The 14,088-nt window shown below is 73.3% G+C and carries 11 protein-coding genes; 8 read left to right on the forward strand and 3 right to left on the reverse strand.

All coding sequences use genetic code 11. The features are described 5' to 3' along the window. The first annotated feature begins 7 nt into the window (after positions 1-7). From IF01_RS0101260 to IF01_RS0101275, 4 genes are all read left to right on the forward strand, one after another. On the forward strand, positions 8-2,293 hold the full coding sequence (locus IF01_RS0101260; RefSeq protein WP_063764113.1) for an MMPL family transporter: 2,286 nt from the start codon (positions 8-10) through the stop codon (positions 2,291-2,293). 132 nt (positions 2,294-2,425) lie between these two features. Next, positions 2,426-3,319 (forward strand): phosphotransferase enzyme family protein, encoded by an 894-nt coding sequence (locus tag IF01_RS0101265; protein ID WP_030391313.1) that lies wholly within the window; start codon positions 2,426-2,428, stop codon positions 3,317-3,319. Positions 3,320-3,382: 63 nt separating this feature from the next. Then, positions 3,383-4,288 (forward strand): DUF3592 domain-containing protein, encoded by a 906-nt coding sequence (locus IF01_RS0101270; RefSeq protein ID WP_030391314.1) that lies wholly within the window; start codon positions 3,383-3,385, stop codon positions 4,286-4,288. A 19-nt stretch (positions 4,289-4,307) separates the two neighbouring features. Continuing rightward, a complete protein-coding gene (locus IF01_RS0101275; protein WP_157855135.1) occupies positions 4,308-5,162 on the forward strand; it encodes a DUF3592 domain-containing protein in 855 nt (284 codons plus the stop codon). Here the strand turns inward: IF01_RS0101275 and IF01_RS0101280 are convergent. Next, positions 5,134-5,835, reverse strand: a complete 702-nt coding sequence (locus IF01_RS0101280; RefSeq protein ID WP_030391316.1) for an exonuclease domain-containing protein — start codon at positions 5,833-5,835, stop codon at positions 5,134-5,136. The genes IF01_RS0101275 and IF01_RS0101280 overlap by 29 nt on opposite strands. Before the next feature lie 229 nt (positions 5,836-6,064). Between IF01_RS0101280 and IF01_RS0101285 the strand changes: the two genes are divergently transcribed. The 3 genes from IF01_RS0101285 (at position 6,065) to IF01_RS0101295 (ending at position 8,597) form a co-directional block, all read left to right on the forward strand. Beyond that, entirely contained in the window at positions 6,065-6,373 is a 309-nt protein-coding gene (locus tag IF01_RS0101285) for a hypothetical protein (protein WP_030391317.1), read from the forward strand. Continuing rightward, positions 6,370-8,019: an alpha/beta hydrolase gene (locus IF01_RS0101290; protein ID WP_051754802.1), complete on the forward strand. Its 1,650-nt coding sequence runs from the start codon at positions 6,370-6,372 to the stop codon at positions 8,017-8,019. Before IF01_RS0101285 ends, IF01_RS0101290 begins: the two co-directional genes overlap by 4 nt. Positions 8,020-8,135: 116 nt before the next feature. Further along, a complete protein-coding gene (locus IF01_RS0101295; RefSeq protein ID WP_157855136.1) occupies positions 8,136-8,597 on the forward strand; it encodes a hypothetical protein in 462 nt (153 codons plus the stop codon). Here IF01_RS0101295 and IF01_RS0101300 read toward each other — a convergent pair. Next, a complete protein-coding gene (locus IF01_RS0101300; protein ID WP_030391320.1) occupies positions 8,594-9,859 on the reverse strand; it encodes a Dyp-type peroxidase in 1,266 nt (421 codons plus the stop codon). The genes IF01_RS0101295 and IF01_RS0101300 overlap by 4 nt on opposite strands. Positions 9,860-9,989: 130 nt before the next feature. Then, on the reverse strand, positions 9,990-11,270 hold the full coding sequence (locus tag IF01_RS0101305) for a DUF5919 domain-containing protein (protein WP_030391321.1): 1,281 nt from the start codon (positions 11,268-11,270) through the stop codon (positions 9,990-9,992). Between the two features lie 605 nt (positions 11,271-11,875). Here IF01_RS0101305 and glgX point away from each other — a divergent pair. After that, entirely contained in the window at positions 11,876-14,023 is a 2,148-nt protein-coding gene (glgX, locus tag IF01_RS0101310) for a glycogen debranching protein GlgX (protein WP_030391322.1), read from the forward strand. Positions 14,024-14,088 lie beyond the last annotated feature (65 nt).

The raw sequence follows: 14,088 nt of genomic DNA on the forward strand, positions 1-14,088 counted from the left end.
GCCCGGCATGGCCGCCGCCATGGGCGCCTGGAGCGCCCGGCACAGAAAGACCGCCGTCTTCGGCTGGCTGCTGTTCGTCGTCCTCGCCACCTTCCTCGGCGGCCTGCACGGCAGCACCCAGGTCGACGAGGCCGAGGCCATGCCCGGCCAGGTCTCCCGGGCCGCCGAGATCCTCGACCGGGCCGGACTCAAGTCCCCCTCCACCGAGACCGTCCTGATCCAGAGCACCGACCGGACCGCCGACTCCCCCGCCTTCCGCGCCGTCGTCGACCAGGTGATCGCCGGGGTCAACGGCACCGGCAGGGCCGGCGACGTCCGCTCCCCCTACGACACCAGGGCGGTCTCCGCCGACGGCCGCTCCGCACTGGTCCAGCTCACCGTGAAGGGCGACCACGAGGAGGCCACCGCCAACGTCGGCGCCGTGGTCGACGCCGTCGCCGCCGTCCAGAAGCAGCACCCCGACCTCACCGTGGTGGAGCTCGGCGACGCCAGCTCCGGCAAGTGGATGGACGAGCAGTTCGCCGACGACTTCGCCCGCGCCGAGTGGACGGCCGTGCCGCTCGCCCTCGGCATCCTGCTGGTCGCCTTCGGCGCCCTGGTCGCCGCCGTCCTGCCCGTCCTGCTCGCGATCACCGCCTTCGTCGCGGCCGGCGGACTCGTCGCCCTCAGCAGCGGGATCCTGCACACCAGCAACAGCGCCAGCTCGGTGATGCTGCTGGTCGGCCTCGCCGTCGGCGTCGACTACTGCCTCTTCTACCTGCGCCGCGAACGCGAGGAGCGGGCCGCCGGACGCGACCTCGACACCTCGCTGCGGATCGCCGCCGCCACCAGCGGCCGGGCCGTGCTGGTCTCCGGCGTCACCGTGGTGATCGCCATGGCCGGCATGTTCCTCACCGGCATCGCCGAGTTCAAGGCCATGGCGTACGCCACCATCGTGGTCGTCGTCACCGCCGTGCTCGGCTCGCTCACCGTGCTGCCCGCACTGCTCTCGATGCTGGGCGACCGGGTCGACAAGGGCCGGGTGCCCTTCCTCCACCGGCTGCGCCGCCCCGACGCCGCCACCACCGGCGGCCGGTTCTGGAACGCCGTGCTCACTCCGGTGCTGCGCCGCCCGCTGGCCGCCGCCGCCCTGTCCGGCGCCGTGCTGATCGGCCTGGCCGCGCCACTGCTCACCATGCACACCGCCAACCTGACCTTCCAGCAGCAGCTGCCCAAGGGCAACGAGCTGGTCGCCGTCTCGCAGAAGATCGAGGCGGCCTTCCCCGGCAGCCCCGCGCCCGCCTCCGTGGTGATCAAGGCCACCGACATCGACTACCCCGCGATGACCGCCGCGATCGCCGACCTCAAGGCCCGCGCCCTGGCCTCCGGCCGGATGCACGGACCGGTCGACGTCACCGTCCACCCCGAGCAGAACGTCGCCACCGTCGACATCCCGCTCAACGGCAGCGGCAACGACTCGGTGAGCAACGCCGCCCTGCGCACCCTGCGCGAGGAGCTCGTGCCCGCCACCGTGCTCGCGGTGCCCGGCACCGAGGCCCCGGTCACCGGCCGCACCGCCGGCTCCTACGACTTCAACGCCAAGATGACCGGGTCGATGCCGGTGGTCTTCGGCTTCGTGGTGGCCTTCGCCTTCCTGCTCATGCTCACCTCCTTCCGCTCGCTGGCCGTCGCCGGCACCGCCGTGGTGCTCAACCTGCTCTCGGTCGGCGCCGCGTACGGGGTGCTGACCCTGGTCTTCCAGCACGGCGTCGGGGCCTCGCTGCTCGGCACCGCGGGCGTCGGCGCGGTCGAGTCCTGGGTGCCGCTGTTCCTCTTCGTGATCCTCTTCGGCCTCTCGATGGACTACCACGTCTTCGTGGTCTCCCGGATCAAGGAGGGCCGTGACCGGGGCCTGCCCACCCGGGCCGCGATCGCCCACGGCATCCGCTCCACCGCCGGGGTGGTCACCAGCGCGGCCGTGATCATGGTGGCGGTCTTCGCGGTCTTCGGCACCCTCTCCATGCAGGCCATGAAGCAGATGGGCGTCGGCCTCGCGGTCGCGGTGCTGATCGACGCGACGATCATCCGCGCGGTGCTGCTGCCCTCGGTGATGACCCTGCTCGACGAGCGCAACTGGTACCTGCCGCGCTGGCTCGCCTGGCTGCCCGACTTCTCCCACGGCGAGAGCGTCCCGCCGCTCGGCACCGGTGCCCCGCTCGCCCCGGCCGCCGCCGGCGCTGCCGCTGCCGCTGCCGGTTCGACCACCGCAGAACCGCGCGTCCCGCAGGCCCGGCACCGCCGGATCGGGGTCTGACCCTTCCCCACCGGGCCCCCGGGCCCGCAGACCCCGGACAACCGCCGGGCCCCGCGTCGCGCGGGGCCCGGCAGCCGTTTGCCAGAATGATCGCCCACCCCCACCCGGCTGTCACGAAGGAAGACGACCCTCATGCTCCGCTTCGACGAGGGGCGGGCGCGGCTGCTGCTCGCCCTTGCCTGCGAGTCCGCCGGCCTGCCCGACCCCGCCGACGCCCGACTGCTCGCCCTCGGCGAGAACGCCGTCTTCGACCTCGGCGACCCGGCCGTGGTCGCCAAGGTCGGCCGCGCGCCCGAACTGCACGACCGGGCCCGCCGTGAACTCGCCGTCGCCGACTGGCTGGCCGGCCACGGCGTCCCGGTCGTCCGCCCGTACGACGCGCTGCCCGCCGGACCGCGGCTCGCCGAAGGCCACCCGGTCACCTTCTGGCACCGGCTCGCCCCCGCCGAGCGGCCCGCCCGCCCGGTGGACCTCGCCCCGCTGCTGCACGCCGTGCACCGGCTGCCCGAGCCGCCGTTCGCCCTCGGCCGCCGCGACCTGCTCGCCCCCGTCGAACGCTGGCTCGCCTCCGCCGAGGGCCACGTCGACCCGGCCGACGTCGACTTCCTGCGCGACCGCCGGGACTCCTTCACCGCCGCGGCGGCCGCACTCGTCCCGCACCTGCCGACCGGCGTGATCCACGGCGACGCGCTGCCGCGCAACGTCCACGTCGGCCCGGACGGGCCCGTCCTGCTCGACCTGGAGTTCGTCGCCCAGGACCTGCGCGAGCACGACCTGGTGGTACTCGCGCTCAGCCACGACCGGTACGGCGTGCCGGACGAGGACTACCGGGAGTTCACCGCGGCGTACGGCTGGGACGTGCGCGAGTGGCCCGGCTTCGCGGTGCTGCGCGGGGCCAGGGAGACGGCCAGCGCCTCCTGGGTCGCCCAGCAGGCACCGGGCAACCCGGCCGCACTGGCGGAGTTCCGGCGCCGGGTGGACTCACTGCGGACGGGCGCCACCGAGGTGCGCTGGTACCCGTTCTGACGCCCCAACAGGTGGCCGGGGGCGGTCACGGCGGCCTTGGGGCGTCACCCTAGACTCCGCCCCATGGCCACCGATCGCCCCACCGCCCTCGGACCGCGCCTGAGCCGCGGCCGGATCGTCGGACTCGCCGTCACCTCCGTGTTCACCGCGGCCGCCGGGTGGCTCACCGCCACCGGCCTCGTCCGCGCGTTCGCTGCCGACGCCTGCGGCGCCGAACGGTCCTGCGGATCCGTGTCCGTAGTGGCCTGCCTGGCCGCCGGCATTCCGCTATGGCTGCTGTGCCTGGTGGCCGCCGCCAGCACCGCCCACGGCGACGCCCCCACCAGCGAGCCCTCGGCCTCCTCCGACCGGGGCGTCCTGGCCGGCTGCCTCGCCCTCGGCCTGCTGGGCGCGTCCCTCGCCAACGGCGACCCGCACCCCTGGCTGCTCGCGCCCGTCCTCCCGCTCGCCCTGCTCACCGCCGCCCTGGACCGCCGCGGCGCCCGCCGCTGGCGCGCCAACCGGCTGGCCGCCGCACGACAGGACCGGCTGGAGCGGGAGGGCATCACCGTCCCGGCCCTGATCACCCACGTCGCCACCACCGGGGCGACCGACAACGACGACCCCGAACTGCGCGTCACCGTCGGGTTCCGCACCGCCGACGGCGCCGACCGCACGGCCACCACCGTCGACACCTTCCCGGTACACCTCCCCCCGCGGCCCGGCGGCGGGGCCGAAGTCCGCTACCACCCCGCCGACCCGGAGAACCTCCGCATCACCCTCGCCACCCCCGCCGCCTCCCGGGACGGCGACGTGGTCAGCGCCCTCGAACGCCTCGCCGCCCTGCACCGCGAGGGCAGCCTCGACACCGCCGAGTTCGCCGCCGCCAAGGCCCTGCTGCTGACGGGCGACTCCGCCGCGCCGGTCCACCCGCCGTATCCCCCGCGGGACGCCGTCGTTCACCCGGGCGTTCGTCCGGGGGCGGACTGACGGCGCTAGGGTCCGCGCAATGACGAACGCGCGCAGAGTGGGCGGAGCCCGGAAGTTCCTCGTGCTGGTGATCGGCCTCTTCACCGCCCTCGGCGGCTGGACCCTCGGCACGGGCTGGATCCGCTCGGTCGACCACGCTGCCTGCCGCCCGGAGGCGAGCTGCGGCGGCGCCCTCACCGCGTCGGCCCTCGTCGGTGGTGTCTACCTGTGCCTGCTCGGCCTGTTCTGCGCCCTCGTCCTGGCCGAGAACCGCGAACCCGACAAGCCCCAGCGCCTGCCGCTCGGGGCGGCCTCGGCGGGAGCGGTGTCCCTGGCCCTCCTCGGCGCCGCCCTCGGCAACGGCTCTGCGCACCCCTGGCTGTTCGCGGCGGCCGCAGCGTTCGGGCTGCTCACCGTCGTCGCGGGAGTCCGCGGCGAGCGGCGGATCCGGCGCGAGAACCGGGACCACCTGCGCGAGCACACCCTCGCCGCCCGGCTGCACGCCGGCGGCGTCACCGTCACCGGCACGGTCACCGAGGTCGCGTACGCCGGCCGCGAGCAGCGCGGCCGCGGCACCGGGCCGCACCGGCTGCGGCTCACGGTCCGCTACACCGGTCCGGACGGCCGGCCGTACACGCTCGCCCACACCGGGCGGTACCCGGTCTACGCCCTGCCGGCCGTCGGCGGCGAGGTGACCGTCCGCCACGACCCGCTGGACCCGTCGGCCGCGGTGATCCCCGTCGCCGGTGCGGTCGGCCCCTGGTCGCCCGGCAATGAGCTCGCACTCCTCGCGGACCTGCACCGCGAGGGCTCCCTCGACGCCGCCGAGTTCGCCGCCGCCAAGGCCCTGCTGCTGCGGACCGGGCTCAGCGCAGGGGCCAGCGGGGGTCTATGACCGCCTCCGGGTCCTTGGCCCGGCGGAGCCAGGCCTGGAGGTCCTCGGCCCAGGCCCGGTGCCAGTCGATCTGACGGGCGTGGAGCTCGGCCAGCGGTACGGCGCCGACCTGCTCGGGGTAGCGCTCGGCGAGAGCGACCGCGACCCGGACGGCGGCGAGGGCGTCACTGCCCGCCTCGTGGGCGTCGGTCAGCTCGACGCCGTACACCTCGCAGACCCGCTGCAGGGTCCGCGAGCCCTTGCGGTACTTGTCCACCGCGCGGTCGATCACCAGCGCGTCGAGCACCGGCACGACCGGCCCCCCGAGCCGCTCGGCCAGCGCCGGCAGCCCGTGCCGGCGCAGCTCGGCGTCGAGCATCGAGAGGTCGAACGGGGCGTTGAACGCCACCACCGCGTGCCCCTCGGCGAGCCGCGCGCACAGCGCGCCGGCTATCTCGTCCACCGCCTCCTTGGCGGGCCGCCCCTTGGCCCGCGCCAGGTCGTCCCCGATCCCGTGGATCGCCGCCGCCTCGGCGGGGATCGGCACCCCCGGGTCGAGCAGCCACCCGGTGGCATCCAGCCGGCGGTCCCCGACGGTGTCCACGAGGGCGGCCGTGACAATCCGGTCCACGGCCGGGTCGGTACCCGTGGTCTCCAGGTCGAAGCCGACCAGTGGCTGCTGCCACCAGCTCATAGGAATGCGTCCTTCCGTCCTCCACTCGAACAGCCCCTATCATCACCCGCCCCTCCGACAATCCGGCCCCTGGGTCCTCGCCGCACGACCACCGGAGCCTCACAGAACAATCCCGCGGTAGTACTCGTCATACCGAATGAGTAGTCTCGGCCTGACAGAAAGTATTCACGGTTGGGCCTTCGGGGGACGGCTCGGCCCTGTCCGCGCATTTCGCTCCGGGGGGAGACCCATGGCCGACGTCAGGGTCAGTACAGGCGAACTGGACGCCTCCGCGAACCTCGCGGGCACCCTCGCCCAGGAATTCGAGAGTCCGGTCCGTACCGCACTGACCGCGACCACCGCAGCCTCCGGCCGGCTCACCGGCTGGTCGATCGCGGGCGGACTCCAGCAACTCGGGGCCGGCTGGGCCACGCCGCTGGCCACCGTCCGCCAACGCATCGCGGACACCTCGACGAAGCTCCATGCCAACGCCGCGGCACACGCGAACACCGAGCAGGCCGTCGCCGGCACCTGGAGCAAGCCGCAGGGGCCGAAGTGACCGGCGTCTACGAGCTGCTGCTGAAGTTCGACCCGCAGGTACCCCGCGACGCCGCAAAGGGCTGGAAGGCTCTCGCCCACGCGGCCGAGAGCACCGGGAACCGCCACCGCAACCAGGTCAACGGTCCGCTCCACGCCCACTGGACGGGCGCCGACGCCGACGGCGCGTTCCAGTTCATGGCTCGCACCGAGCAGCAACTGGACGTGATCAAGGTGGAGGCCGAGGCCGTCGCCCTGACGCTGAACACGGTCGCCGACCGGATGTACCAGGCGCAGACCAATCTGACGAACGCCGTACACCGTGCCCAGGACTCCGGCCTCGTCGTCTCGGCCGACGGTGTCGTCGGGCTGCCGCCCGAGGAACCCGGGGAGCACAACGACCCTGACGCGCAGGCGGCGCGCCGGACCCTCACGGGCCTCAAGGGCGAGCTCCAGGCACGGATCGACGCCGCTCTGAAGGAGGCCCAGCGGGCGAGCGACCAGGGCAACACCGCACTGGGTCGGCTCGGCGCCGACATCCTCTCCCCCGATCGTACGAGCGGCGCCCTCGCGGAGACCCGAACGGACGCCGCTGACGTCATGAAGGACCTCGGCCTGGCCGACGCCTACATCCCCGACGGCAAGGACCCGAAGCGAAACGCCGAATGGTGGACGGGTCTCTCGGCGGATCAGCAGGAGACGTTCCTGACGCTGAACGCGGCAAGGATCGGGAGCATGGACGGCCTGCCCGCCACCGCGCGGGACGAGGCCAACCGCCTCGTGCTGGACCAGAAGCTCGACGCCCTGGACGCCGGCACCCCGGCGGCCTTCGGCCTCTCCCAGGGCGACTACGACCAGCGCAGGGCTGCACTCAGGACCATCAAGGACAAGCTGGCGGAGACCGCCGACGCCCGGGACGAGGAGCACCGGATGTTCCTCCTCGGCATCGACCCCGAGGCGTACGGCGGCGACGGCCGCGCGATCGTCGCCACCGGCAACCCGGACAAGGCCACGCACACGGCCGTGTTCGTCCCGGGGACGAACACGGAGTTCGCCGGCGTGCCGGGGCAGATCGACCGGATCAGGCAGTTGCAGCGGATCGCCAAGGGCCACGCGAACGCCGGTGAGACCGTTTCGGTGATCTCCTACCTCGGCTACGACACCCCGGAGAGCATTCCGAAGGCGGCCAACCCGCGGCGGGGGATCGACGGCGCCGAGGACATGCGGCGCTTCTCGGACGGACTCCGGGTCTCCCACGGGGAACCCAAGAGTCATGTCACCTATATCGCCCACAGCTACGGCAGTTACGCCGTGGGCGTCGCGGCCAGCGGCGGCGACGGACTGCACGCCGACGACATCGTCACCCTCGGCAGCCCTGGCATGGGTGTCGACAACGCCAAGCAACTGCACATCGACCCGAACCACGTATGGATCTCGGAGGCCGAGGACGACATGACGCGCTTCGCGGGTGGGCTGACCCTGGGCCCCGGCCCGCACACCATCGGGTTCGGCGGCAACAACCTCTACACCGACACCTCCGGCCACGGCGGCTACTGGGACGACAAATCCGACAGCCTCCACAACCAAGGAAAGATCATCGTCCAGCAGCCGCCGAAGGTGGAACCCAAGGAGATCAATATCGGAGGGTTCATCCCCCTCTGGCATTGAGCCCGCTCCGGAGAGAGAAGCCCATGACCCACCCGTCCTTCCGTCGAGCCGGCCGCAGAGGTCGGCCGAGGATCCTGCTGGCCGTCGCACTGATGGCCGCAACCCTTGGAGCCTGCATGTCCAGCACCACCCCCGGAAAAAACGACCCGCTGCCCGTGAAGTCCCGGCAGGAGGCCCTGGACTGGGCGCGGCAGCTCATGGCCCACGTCACGCAGTCGGCCGGCATCCGAATCAACGACGAGCCGGAGGAGATCGGGTTCAACCCGTGCGTCGGCAAGAACGGGGAGTCCGCGCCCGACGACCGCTACACGCTCCTGTACTTCGTCCACAGCGACGTCGCGGGCATCGCCCGGCACAACGAGGTCGTCCGCAGCACCCGTGACCTACTGGCGGGAGAAGGGCTGACGATCACCGAATTCCGGGAGGCGACGGCCGAGAAGCCGTTCGCCGCACTCGGTGCCCGCCACCCCGCTAGCCGGTACTACGCCACGGTCGACAGCACCAGCGACAAGCGCATGGCGCTGAGCGTCACCACCCCCTGCCTGATGCCTACCTCCGGTTCGCAGAACCCCGGCTAGGCCGGGGCGAGGAGGGTGCGGCCGAGCCAGTCGGTGGGGTCCTGGGCGCCGGGGAGGACGTAGAAGTAGCCGCCGCCGGTGGGGCGGAGGAAGCGGGCGAGGGGTTCGTCGATCAGGCGGGTCTGGACCGTCTCGAACTGGCGGGCGATGTCGCGCTGGTAGCAGCAGAAGGCGAGGCCGAGTTCGGGGACGCCGCCCGCGTCGAGGCCGCGGTCGTAGTTGAAGGCGCGGCGCAGGATGCGGTCGGCGCGGGTGGCGTCGGTGCGGGGGTTGGCAAGGCGGATGTGGGAGTCGAGGGCGATCACGGCGCCGTTCGGGTCCTGGGTGTAGTCGGGGGTGTCGCCCTCCTTGGTGCGGCCGAGCGGGGCGCCGTCGGACTTGCGGCGGCCGATGATCCGCTCCTGCTCGCGCAGGGGCAGTTCGTCCCACGGGACGACCAGGGTGCGGATGGCGCGGATCACCTGGTAGGTGCCGCCGACGGCCCAGGCCGGTCCGCCGGCGTCGGCGCCGACCCAGACCAGGGCGTCCATCTGCGGGGCGGAGCCGGTGTCGGGGTTCTGGATGCCGTCCTTGAAGCCGAGCAGGTTGCGGGCGGCGCCGGCCGGGCGGGCGCGGTTCTGGTAGCCGTCGAGCTGCCAGCGCGGGCTGAGCGACTTGCTGGTGGCGCGCAGCAGGTCGCGGATCGCGTGCTGGACGGTGTCCCGGCTGGTGGCGCAGACCTGGAGGGACAGGTCGCCGTGGCACTCGGCGGGGCGAAGGCCGTCGTTGGGGAAGGTCCGCATCGCGGTGAGCCCGGCGGGGCGGGCGTCGGCGAGGCCGTAGCGGGCGTCGAAGAGGGAGGCGCCGACGCCGACGGTGACGGTGAGGTCGTCGGTGGGCAGGGCGGCGGGGCCGAGGGTGCCGCTGTCGGAGGGCGCGGCGCCGGGGCCGAGGTCGGGCGGGGTGCCGCCGTCGGTGAGGAAGCGGATCCGGTCGGTGAGGGTGCGCAGCAGGGCGGCCAGTGCGGCGCGGTCGTTGACGTGGACGTCGAGGGCGAGGAAGGTGCCGTAGCCGGGGGGCGGGTTGAGGATGCCGGCCTGGTGGACGCCGTGGAACGGGATCCGCCCGGTGGTGGCGGGTGCGACCGGGGCGGGTGCCGCCGGAGCGGGGCCGGCGGTGCCGAGGGCGAGGGCTCCGGCGGCTCCGGCGCCGAGCGCGGTGCGGACGAAGCTGCGGCGCGAGGCGGCGGTGGCGCCCGGCCCGGTCGTGTACTGACTGGTCAACGGCGGGCCTTCCGGGGCGGCGGAGCACGGGGGCGGGCGGACCCGGAGCCGGGCCGCTGATCATGGGCCCGACGCTAGCAACGCCCGCGTCGCCCCGCCTCCGCTCGCCTCCGGAAGGAGGAGGACCGGCTCAGGAGACCGGGCGGGAGTCCGCCCAGATGCCCTCGAACTCCTCGCGGTAGACCTCCAGCAGTCCGGCGTCGGTGCCGCCGGGCTCCTGGCCGGCGCCGCCGCGCAGGACCAGGGCGGGCGACTCCATGCCCCGGGCGCGGCGCAGGTACGGCTGGACGACGCCGAGGTCGCGGGTCTGCCGCCGGCCGCCGGGGGCGGTCGCTCCCGCCGGCGTGCCCTCGACCAGGTAGGCGGTGAACCTCGGAGTCTCGTCGAACACCCGGATCTCGAAGCCGCCCTGGTCGCGCAGGGCGGCGCGGACCCGGCGGACGTGCAGGATGTTCATCTGGATGGAGCGGCCCAGCTCGCCGCGGCCGAGGCCGAGTTCGCGCTCGCGGCGGCGGACGGCGCTGCTGGCCGGGTTGAGGAAGAGCAGCCGGACCCGGCAGCCCTCGGTGGCGAGCCGGACCAGCCGCTTGCCGGTGTAGTTCTGGCAGAGCATGCCCAGGCCGATGCCGAGCGCGTCGAGCCGCCGGGCGCCGTCGAGGAGGTCCTCGACCGGCAGGTCGCGCTGGAGCCGGACCCGGTCGGGGTGGACGGCGACGACGTCCGCGTACCGGCCGGCGACCAGGGACTCGACCACGTCCGCGGGCACCGCCCCGGTGCCGCCGTCGAGCAGGGCGAGCAGCCGGGCGGAGGCCCGTTCGGCCTGGGCGAGGACGGTCGGGGTGAGGACGCGGTTGCGGGAGACAACGTGCCGGGTGACCTCCAGCTCGTCGAGGGCCAGCTCGATCTCCCGGCGGTCGGCCAGGTACGGCTCGAAGCAGGGCCAGTGCTGGACCATCAGTTCGCGCAGCTGCGGCAGGGTGAGGAAGACCAGCGGGTCGTCGTCGGCCGGGTCGAGCAGGTAGCCCTTGCGGCGGCTGACCTCGCGGACGGCGCCGGCCCGGTGCGCCCACTCCTCGCCGGCCGGGCCGGCCGCGGCGGTGACCCAGTCCTCGCCGTGGGCGGGCGCGTAGATCGGGTGCAGCACCTCGTCGACGAGCGAGCGGAGCCGCTGCTCGACCAGGTTGAGCCAGACGTAGGCGCGGCCGGAGAGCCTGACCCGCTGGTAGGCGTCCTCCCACTCGGCGCCGGACCAGGCGAGCGCGGGGACCTCGACCGGCCCGCCCTGGGCGGGGACGAGCGAGCGCCCGCCGGTCAGGGCGGGGCGCATGACCACCGTCGGCGCCTCGCTGCGGGCGCCGCCACGGTCGGGGCCGCCGGGCCCACCGCCACGACCGCCGGCGGGGAACACCATGCGCACCTCACCTGGTTCCTGTCGTGAGCCGGCCGGGGCCGCTCGGAGCTGTCTTGCCTGTCCGTCTGTCCGTCTGTCCGCCGTCCGACCGGTCGGCCGCCCGGTGTGCCGGACGACCGGACGACCGGGCGGCGCACCGTCGACGCACCGCCGGTTCGCCGACGGTTCGCCTGATGGATCGCCATGAGTCCCGAACAGCCGGACGATCAAGGGTACTGCCCGCCGCGAACCGCCCGCAGCCGGTTGGGGCACGGCGGCGGCCGGGCCGCCGGGACACCCCAACCGTCTCACCCGCCCCGCTCACCACGAAAGCCCCGGGACGGTGTCACGACGATGCCGCGACCGCACCACGACCGCGCCACGGCGGCCCGGGACGGCCCGGGACGACGCGCGCGGACACCCGTTCGGGCGAATACGGCACAAATGGCCCCGCCGTCGGGGGAAGCGTCGGGGAGTATGCGGACTGTGCCGCCGTGTGCCGTGGGTCACGGTGCCCGAGCGGCGCATGCCCGGCCGCAAGGCCGGGAAGACAGTGCCTCCGAGGTCCGGGCCCGACCATCGGACTCCACATCAGTTCTCCTTCTACGCAAGGAAGTTGAGGAACCATGCAGGTCTGGCCAGGGACCTCCTACCCCCTCGGTGCCACCTACGACGGGGCCGGCACCAACTTCGCCGTGTTCTCGGAGAGCGCCGACCGGATCGAGCTCTGCCTGCTCGACGAGGACGGTTCGGAGTCCTCCGTCGAACTGCGCGAGACGGACGCCTTCGTCCGGCACGCCTACCTCCCGGGCGTCCAACCGGGCCAGCGCTACGGATTCCGCGTCCACGGCCCCTACAACCCGGGGCTCGGCCAGCGGCACAACAGCGCCAAGCTGCTGCTGGACCCGTACGCCAAGGCGATGAGCGGGAACATCGACTGGGACGAGTCGGTCTACGGCTACCACTTCGGCGCCCCCGAGCGCCGCAACGACCTCGACTCGGCCCCCCACACCATGCACTCGGTGGTGATCAACCCGTACTTCGACTGGGGCACCGACCGGCCGCCCCGCACCGACTACCACCGCACGGTGCTCTACGAGGCCCATGTGAAGGGCCTGACCAAACTGCACCCCGGGATCCCCGAGGAGATCCGCGGCACCTACGCGGGCGTCGCCCACCCGGCCGTGATCGAGCACCTCGCCAAGCTCGGCGTCACCGCGATCGAACTGATGCCGGTGCACCAGTTCGTCCGCGACCACCGGCTGCGGGACCTCGGCCTGGCCAACTACTGGGGCTACAACACCATCGGCTTCTTCGCCCCGCACTCCTCCTACTCCTCCACCGGCGACCGGGGCCAGCAGGTGCAGGAGTTCAAGTCGATGGTGAAGGCGCTGCACGCGGCCGGCATCGAGGTCATCCTCGACGTGGTCTACAACCACACCGCCGAGGGCAACCACCTGGGCCCGACGCTCTCCATGCGCGGCCTGGACAACGTCTCCTACTACCGCCTCGCCCGGGACCAGCGCTTCTACGAGGACACCACCGGCACCGGCAACAGCCTGCTGATGCGCAGCCCGCACGTACTCCAGCTGATCATGGACTCGCTGCGCTACTGGGTCACCGAGATGCACGTCGACGGCTTCCGCTTCGACCTCGCCGCCACCCTGGCCCGGCAGTTCCACGAGGTGGACCGGCTCTCCTCGTTCTTCGACCTGGTCCAGCAGGACCCGGTGGTCTCCCAGGCCAAGCTGATCGCCGAGCCCTGGGACCTCGGCGAGGGCGGCTACCAGGTCGGCAACTTCCCGCCGCTGTGGACGGAGTGGAACGGCATGTACCGGGACACCGTCCGCGACCTGTGGCGCGGCGAGAACGCCACCCTCGCCGAGTTCGGCTCCCGGCTCACCGGCTCCTCCGACCTCTACCAGGACGACGGCCGCCGCCCGATCGCCTCGATCAACTTCGTCACCTGCCACGACGGCTTCACCCTGCGCGACCTGGTCTCCTACAACGACAAGCACAACGAGGCCAACGGCGAGAACAACCGGGACGGCGAGTCCTTCAACCGCTCCTGGAACTGCGGGGTCGAGGGCCCCAGCGAGGACCCGGGCACCGAGGAGCTGCGGGCCCGCCAGCAGCGCAACTTCCTCGCCACCCTGATGCTCTCCCAGGGTGTGCCGATGCTCTCCCACGGCGACGAGCTCGGCCGCACCCAGCACGGCAACAACAACACCTACTGCCAGGACAACCCGCTCTCCTGGGTGCACTGGCCGACCGGGGACGGACCGGACGCCCGGCTGCTGGAGTTCACCCAGGGCATGGTCTGGCTGCGCCGCGACCACCCGGTGTTCCGGCGCCGCCGCTTCTTCCACGGCCGCCCGGTCCCGGGGCGGCCCACCGGGGAGGGCGGCGGGGCCGGGGCGTACGAGGACCTCACCGACATCGCCTGGTTCACGCCCGCCGGGGAAGAGATGACCAAGCGCAACTGGGGTGCCAGCTACGCCAAGTCGCTCACCGTCTTCCTCAACGGCTACGCCATCTCGGAGCCGGACCGGCGCGGCGGGCGGATCGTCGACGACTCCTTCCTGCTGATGTTCAACGCGCACTTCGAGCCGCTGGAGTTCACCGTGCCGGCCGGGCACGGGCAGGAGTGGCAGGTCGTGGTGGACACCGCGCAGTCCCGGCTGCCCGCGCCGGGGACGGGCGCGGTGGTCAAGGCCGGGGACGCGCTCTGGCTCACCGACCGCTCGCTGATGGTGCTGCAGCGTCCCGCCTGAGCAGTGGTGCCCGCGGTGCGCCGGTGGGCCGCGGGTACCGGTGGGCCGCGGGTACCGGTGGGCCG

Source organism: Kitasatospora purpeofusca (genome assembly GCF_000718025.1).
GTDB lineage: Bacteria > Actinomycetota > Actinomycetes > Streptomycetales > Streptomycetaceae > Kitasatospora > Kitasatospora purpeofusca.

What these genes read in the sequence shown, in the direction of transcription:
- IF01_RS0101265 (WP_030391313.1), top strand. Translation starts at nt 2,426, where the DNA reads ATGCTCCGCTTCGACGAGGGGCGGGCGCGGCTGCTGCTCGCCCTTGCC.
- IF01_RS0101305 (WP_030391321.1), bottom strand. Translation starts at nt 11,270, where the DNA reads ATGGTGTTCCCCGCCGGCGGTCGTGGCGGTGGGCCCGGCGGCCCCGAC.
- IF01_RS0101260 (WP_063764113.1), top strand. Translation starts at nt 8, where the DNA reads ATGGCCGCCGCCATGGGCGCCTGGAGCGCCCGGCACAGAAAGACCGCC.
- IF01_RS0101295 (WP_157855136.1), top strand. Translation starts at nt 8,136, where the DNA reads ATGTCCAGCACCACCCCCGGAAAAAACGACCCGCTGCCCGTGAAGTCC.
- IF01_RS0101270 (WP_030391314.1), top strand. Translation starts at nt 3,383, where the DNA reads ATGGCCACCGATCGCCCCACCGCCCTCGGACCGCGCCTGAGCCGCGGC.
- IF01_RS0101285 (WP_030391317.1), top strand. Translation starts at nt 6,065, where the DNA reads ATGGCCGACGTCAGGGTCAGTACAGGCGAACTGGACGCCTCCGCGAAC.
- glgX (WP_030391322.1), top strand. Translation starts at nt 11,876, where the DNA reads ATGCAGGTCTGGCCAGGGACCTCCTACCCCCTCGGTGCCACCTACGAC.
- IF01_RS0101280 (WP_030391316.1), bottom strand. Translation starts at nt 5,835, where the DNA reads ATGAGCTGGTGGCAGCAGCCACTGGTCGGCTTCGACCTGGAGACCACG.
- IF01_RS0101275 (WP_157855135.1), top strand. Translation starts at nt 4,308, where the DNA reads ATGACGAACGCGCGCAGAGTGGGCGGAGCCCGGAAGTTCCTCGTGCTG.